Below are 6,774 nucleotides of genomic sequence, written 5' to 3' on the forward strand. Positions count from 1 at the left end.
AATGAGAGAAGACATACACTTTAATAAAAGTAAAATAATTGCAACCGTTGGACCAGCATCTAATTCACGGGAAATGTTAAAAAGCCTGATCAAAGAAGGTGTAGATGTTTTTAGGTTAAATTTTTCTCACGGAACTCACGAAGATCACAAAAAGGTGATTCAATATGTGCGGGAGCTCAATGAAGAAATGGGCACCACAGTGAGCTTACTTCAAGATCTACAAGGACCAAAGATCAGGCTTGGTGAGATGGAGAAGAAGGTAAAGATCGAAGAAGGGCAGACTTTTACCATCACCACAGATGAGGTAATAGGTAATAGTGAGCGTGCCAGTACAGTTTACCAGGGCCTTACCAGTGATGTAAAAGAGGGTGATGTAATACTGATCGATGATGGTAAGATAGAATTAAAGGTAGAAAAGGTAAGTGAACGGGAAGTAGTTACTAAAGTAGTGTATGGTGGCAAGGTAAAGTCTCGTAAGGGAATAAACCTGCCTTATACTCAGGTTTCGGCACCTTCTCTTACTGAGAAGGATTTAAAAGACCTGGAGTTCGGCCTGGAAAATGATGTGGATTGGATGGCTCTATCTTTTGTTAGAAAGCCTGAAGATATCACTAACCTACGTGCTATGATCGATGAGAGAGGTAAGCATACTAAGATCATCGCCAAGATTGAGAAGCCGGATGCTATTAAAAATATAGATGCTATAATCGAAGAGACTGATGCCGTAATGGTAGCCAGAGGTGACCTTGGTGTTGAGATTTTTATGGAAGAAGTGCCAATGGCGCAAAAAATGATCGTGCGTAAGTGTAATGAGCTGGCAAAGCCCGTGATTATCGCTACTCAGATGATGGAGAGCATGATCGAAAATCCTCGACCGACTCGTGCAGAAACAAATGACGTGGCAAACGCAGTAATGGATGGTGCTGATGCTTTGATGTTATCTGCAGAAACGGCAGCCGGAGCGTATCCTATTGAGGTAATTCGTAGTATGGTAAATACCATTACAAGCGTTGAAAAGCAAGCTAATGTTTACTTTAGACACGATGCACTTGATCAGGACGATCCATTATTTTACAACAATACGCTTGTACTCACAGCTTGTAGATTGGCCAAAGCCTCAAAGGCTAAAGCAATTATCGGTATGACTCAGTCAGGTTATACAGCCTTCAAGCTTTCTTCCCACAGGCCAAAAGCTAACATTTTTATTTTCACAAGCAATAGGCCGTTACTCAACACAATGAATCTTATTTGGGGAGTAAGAGGGTATTATTACAATAAAGAAGTATCGACTGACGATACATTCGCAGATGTAGAAAATATCCTGATGGAAAAAGGGCATATAAAGAAAGACGATGTATTTATTACAACTGCCAGTATGCCAATACATGCCAGAGGTAGAACAAATACCGTTAAAATAAATATCGTAGAGTAAAAGATTTCTACATGAGATACGTAAAAGCTGCCGATAGGCAGCTTTTTTTATTTACTCCGCTGTAGGCACAACCATAATCACCTCTTCCTTATCTACCACTACTGCTCCTGCAGGTTCTCCCTTTCTTTTTCTTACATATTTGCGAGGTGTTACGATTACAGGGCACAGCGAATCGGTCTTTCTTTTAGAATGATAGGCAGCCCATTGAGCCGCTTTCTCAATAACATTTTTAGGAAAAGCACCCTGACCGGCTTTATGCTTGACAATGACATGTGAGCCACTTACGTCTTTGGCGTGCAACCAAAGGTCTTCTTTGTAAGCGTAACCCTGTAGCATTTTATCATTGCTTTTAGCGTTTTTTCCGATGTAAATAGTGTAGCCACCAAACTCTCTTTGACTAAAAGGTTTAGTCTCTTGTTGCTTACTTTGTTGTTGCTGCTCGAGGTTGTGCGACTTCAAATAGTTGCGAAGCTCACGCAAATCATCAATTTTTGAGATTAGCTCCTCATGCTTTTTGTAAACCTCAAGAAGTGCTTCTTTAGACAATATGCTGTCTTCAAGGTTTTCTATTTCTCGACTTTGGTTTTTAGCCTTTCGATAATAGATTTCTGCGTTTTTCTGGGCAGAAAGGTTTTTTTTGAGCTTAATATTTATTGGCTCATTGTCTTTATAAAAATTGCTTAAAACTACTTCGTGCTGTCCCGTTTCTATCTGGTGCAGATTTGCCATTAAAATATCGGCCAGTTGTTGGTAACCTGAGCCATCGCCAAGGTTATCGAGTTTTTGCTGTGTTTTAGAAAGGTAGTTGGTGGTTTGTTTGATGGTTTTAGCAAGGTGTGATTCTATATTTTGCTTTTCTTTTCTTAGCTGATAAGTGCTAATGAACCTTAAGAAAAACCTGTTTATAGCTTCAATTGGGGATTGAAATATCTCGCCAGGCTGGTCATCGAGTAAGCTCAAAAATATGGAATAATCTTTCTCAACCACCCTATAAGTCCCGTGCTCTAATTGTCGCAAAACCTGCTTGATTAGCTCCCAGCGAGCATCAATGTCTAATTGCTCAAAGCGATTATTTTTAAGAAAATTGATAACTACCTTACCAAAAGTAGGGAACACTTTTTTTACGTCACCTTCAGCGTTAATAAAGGCCTCTTTAGACTGGTCTATGGGGCGGTCTAGTTGAGAAATATCTAAAGAGAAGTCTTTCTTTAAGTGACTGTTAAAAACCCTCAGAATTTGCCCATCCTTGTTATACAGGATGATGTTAGAGCGGTTGCCATGCATTTTGAAAAGCAACTGCATGTCATTTTCAAAGATCAATGCAAAGCACCTCTCGTTGAGAAACTGTTTCACACCCATAACTTTCTGATCCAGTATATCTGAGAAAAGGTCTATGCTGTTTTTGCGGGCCCTTTGAAAATCATCAGAAAAGTATAGACAACAAAATGTGGGGTCTAAATGAGCTTTGATATAAAACTCACCATCAGGGCCGGTAAAGCCCAGTATCAATTCATTTTTGTTTTGTGAAAAGCAGGTGGCAAGCTCACTGCCAATTAACCTGACTGTAATAGCTTCTGTTAGCTGCTTAAGGAAATAGTAATTGTTGTGCACACCTCAAATATCGAGAGAAAGGCCGTCATATGCCAAGTGAATACTCTCAGGCAGTTCTTCTGCCACCTGTTTGTGTGGGCCAAGCTTATGACTTATATGAAGAAAATAGGTATTCTCTGCTTCTAATTCATTGGCCACTTCTATAGCTTCCTGTAAATTGAAGTGAGAGATGTGAGGATCTTTCTGTAATGCGTTTAATACCAGTGTTTTAGATCCTTTTATCTTTTCCTTTTGCTCTTCAGGTATGTGATTTGCATCTGTGATGTATGTAAAATCCTTAATTCTATAGCCATACACCGGTAATTTATAATGTAAGACTTCGATTGGTGTGAATTTTACTCCCTCAACTTCAAATGGCTCACCAGTAAGTTCTTTTGTTTTGATTTGAGGCACACCTGGGTATTTCTTTTCAGAAAAGGCATAGCTAAACTCTCTTTTCAATTGATCGATTACTTGTTCTCGACCATAGATCGGCATGTCTTTTCTTTGTTTGAAGTTGAAGGCCCTTATATCGTCTAAGCCTGCAGTGTGATCTTTGTGCTCATGAGTAAAAATAACGGCATCTAGCTGTTGTATGTGCTCTCTAAGCATTTGCTGACGGAAATCAGGGCCCGTATCAATTACAAAGCTTTTATTGTCAACTTCTATATGGATAGAAGTTCTTAACCTTTTGTCTCTAAAGTCTAGTGATGTACAAACCTCACACGAGCAACCAATTACAGGTACGCCTTGTGATGTGCCGGTGCCCAGGAAAGTAACTCTCACAGGTTAAGCTCAATTTGAGATAGCTCGTGATACAATTTCTTGTTTTTATCACTGAGCTGTTCCTTTTTTACTTCAACAGTTTTGATGATGTCTAGCAAACAATTGATTTTGCCATCAGTTGCAAAATACTTGTTTACAATTATGATTTTGGTGTCTTTTAGTACGCACCACCCGGAGGTGAAATTGCCTCTTTCGTACCTTAAAATATAGTCGGTTTCGGCTATTAAATCTTCAAGCTTATTTAAAAAATGTTTTGAATATTTAATGCTCATTTATTTTGGGGCGTATTTTTTTACCGCATTTACCAATGCGTCATAGTCAAGAGGTTTGATTAGGTAATCGTTTATGCCAACTTCGTCAAAATCTTCTTTTGTGTAGTTTTTGTAGTTGCCTGATATAGCAATGATGGGTGTCTTTGCTTTCTTTTCGTCTTTCATCTCACGTATCTTCTTCGCCAATGCCATCCCATCTATACCTGGCAGAATAATATCAAGGATAATTACGTCATAATCATTGTTTTCGACTTCTTCGAGCACTTTAGATCCTGACTTTAATCCTTTGATGACATACCCCTGGCCCTGAAATATTTTTTTTGAGAGGGTCTGTATTACCGGGCTGTCATCTGCAAGTAATATTTTTTTTGACATTTGTTTTTAGTTTTGGTTGAACAGCGATTTCAAATCTGTTTTAAAACTGTCGTAAAACGCTTTAAGTTTTGATATTTCTTCCTCAAAAATAGAATATTTTTCTTTTTTTAATTCGGTTTCCATTAATTCAGCTTGAGCTGCCATCTTTTCAACCCCTAAAGTGCCTGCATTACCCTTTAAGGTATGTAAAATATTTAAAACTTCCTTAATGTTTTTCTGCTGGAATGCTTTCTCGCTGTCTTTAATCTGTTGCTTGCATTCGCTATTAAACTCTGACAGTGCCAATTTTATAGTGTCTTCACCACCGTATTCTTTTAACTTGTTAATTACGGCCATATTAATCGAGCCGCCATCCTCCTGGGTTTGATCGGTTTTTGTCGTGGTTACTGTATCAATTTTATAGCTCTTATCGAGCCATTTTTGAAGCTTATGAATGAGTAAATCGGGCTTAATCGGTTTTGCCAGGTAATCATCGAAGCCCATGTTAAGAAATTTATCTTCGTCACCACTCATAGAATAGGCCGTCATGGCCAAAATAGGAGGGGTGTTGGTGGTGAGCATCGATCTGATGTTTCTTGTGGCCATTACACCATCAATATCAGGCATTTGTATATCCATCAATATGGCATCAAAAGCCATGTTTTGAACCATGTTGAGGCTTTGAGCTCCACTTGTGCAGGTAGTGACACTGCAGCCTGCCTTTTTTAATATAACTGCCGCCAGATCGAGGTTTATGTCGTTATCATCTACCACAAGTATTTTCGGCATTCCTGAAATTTTGGCTTCTTCACCTTTTTCTTCAGGTCTTATGCGTGTTGTGGAAGATTCAATGTAAAACCGAAAAACACTACCAACTTGTGGTGTAGATTCAACCTCTATATTCCCGTTGAAGAGTTCTACCAATTGCTTAGAAATATGTAGGCCGAGACCGGTGCCCTTATAGGCTTTTTTGCTCGAGCTGTCGATCTGTGTGAAACTATCAAATAGTTGTTGTTGCTCCTTTTCCTCTATACCTATACCTGTATCAGCAACAACTCCCTCAAGTAATACAGTGCCGTTTTTATTTACTTCTTTCGCATTGAGAGAAACCTCTACCATGCCGTCTTCCGGAGTGAACTTCAACGCATTTGAAACCAGGTTAGAAAAAATCTGTAAGATTTTGGTTTCGTCAGAAAAGATAAACTGGGGCACTTTAGAGTCAAGATTGACATTGAGAGATATGCCTCCTGCTGTAGCCTGTTCTTTGTAAAGATTGTTGATTTTACTCATCAACTCAGGCACATCTACAGGGTGATACTTAATTGTCATCTTACCTGCCTCTATTTTAGAAATATCTAAAAGATCGTTGAGTATGTTGAGTAAAATCTCAGATGAACTCTTCAGTGACTTGACATGACGCTGTTGCTCCTTGTTGAGTGTTGGTGAGTCCAAAAGGTGGATCATACCAATGATTCCGTTAAGTGGCGTTCTTATTTCATGACTCATATTGGCCAGAAATTGCTCTTTCACCTTTAGCGATTCCTCTGCCAATTCTTTGGCGACTAAAAGCTTTTCATTAGTCTCTTTCAGCTCTGTAATGTCTCTGGCTACGCCTTCAATGAATTTAGGTCTGTTTCTATCATCAAAAATGAGCCTTACGTTGCATATGCATTTGATAATGCGACCATTTTTATGGACTATCTCTACCTCAAAGTTTCTTACTCTTGTGTTTTTGGCCAGCTTACGTAAAAGAGACTTGGTTTTTGCCTTGTAGAGGTAGTAGTTGGTAATGTTTTTTCCAAGAAGCTCACTTTCGGTATAATCTGTAATATCGGCTACAGAAGGGCTCAGCATAAGTATCTCACCCTGGAAGTTACACCTGAAATATAGGTCCTGAAATGACTGAAATATGTTCCTAAACATTTTTTCGCTTTCTACAAGCGCCAGTTTAGAGTTCATTTTTTCAGTAATGTCATAAGCCAGGCCGCTTACACCTGAGATCTCACCGGTAGATTCATAAATAGGATTGAGGAACACCTCTTTCCATGTTTCCTCACCATTAAGATTGATTTTAATTTCAAAATTTAGCGATTGGCCTGCTAGTGCCTCGACATACTTTTTACTCCAAAAATCCTTTTCTTTGCTTTCTACCAGATCATTATCAACAAGCTCAGCAATGGCATGCTGATTTTGCCCACTCATAAATGAGTTAAAGTAGTTTTGGTTAAACGAGATGAGGTTAAAATTTGTATCAACAGCCCATATGATAAGTGTTCCACCTTCGAGTATGGCGGTAGTTACACTATTTTTATTTTGCTCTTCTCTAAGCTTTTGTTTAAG

At 38.9% G+C, this 6,774-nt stretch carries 6 protein-coding genes; 1 reads left to right on the forward strand and 5 read right to left on the reverse strand.

Annotation, left to right across the window (positions count from 1 at the left end; genetic code table 11):
* The first annotated feature begins 1 nt into the window (after window position 1).
* Window positions 2–1,432 carry a pyruvate kinase gene (gene pyk / locus E1176_RS08500; protein ID WP_155210183.1) on the forward strand — a complete coding sequence of 477 codons (1,431 nt, stop codon included), beginning with the start codon at window positions 2–4 and terminating at the stop codon, window positions 1,430–1,432.
* Window positions 1,433–1,483: 51 nt separating this feature from the next.
* On the opposite strand, the gene E1176_RS08505 is transcribed toward pyk, so the two are convergent.
* From E1176_RS08505 to E1176_RS08525, 5 genes are all read right to left on the reverse strand, one after another.
* Complete coding sequence (locus E1176_RS08505; RefSeq protein WP_155210184.1) at window positions 1,484–3,043, reverse strand: NFACT RNA binding domain-containing protein; 1,560 nt, start codon at window positions 3,041–3,043, stop codon at window positions 1,484–1,486.
* Window positions 3,044–3,046: 3 nt separating this feature from the next.
* Window positions 3,047–3,808 carry an MBL fold metallo-hydrolase gene (locus E1176_RS08510; protein WP_185152709.1) on the reverse strand — a complete coding sequence of 254 codons (762 nt, stop codon included), beginning with the start codon at window positions 3,806–3,808 and terminating at the stop codon, window positions 3,047–3,049.
* Complete coding sequence (locus E1176_RS08515; protein WP_155210185.1) at window positions 3,805–4,080, reverse strand: hypothetical protein; 276 nt, start codon at window positions 4,078–4,080, stop codon at window positions 3,805–3,807. Before E1176_RS08515 ends, E1176_RS08510 begins: the two co-directional genes overlap by 4 nt.
* On the reverse strand, window positions 4,081–4,455 hold the full coding sequence (locus E1176_RS08520; RefSeq protein ID WP_155210186.1) for a response regulator: 375 nt from the start codon (window positions 4,453–4,455) through the stop codon (window positions 4,081–4,083). It lies immediately after the preceding gene.
* Window positions 4,456–4,461: 6 nt separating this feature from the next.
* Window positions 4,462–6,774: PAS domain-containing hybrid sensor histidine kinase/response regulator (locus E1176_RS08525; RefSeq protein WP_155210187.1), on the reverse strand; the 2,313-nt coding region annotated here is incomplete at its 5' end.

Source organism: Fulvivirga aurantia (assembly GCF_009711475.1).
Taxonomy (GTDB): domain Bacteria; phylum Bacteroidota; class Bacteroidia; order Cytophagales; family Cyclobacteriaceae; genus Fulvivirga; species Fulvivirga aurantia.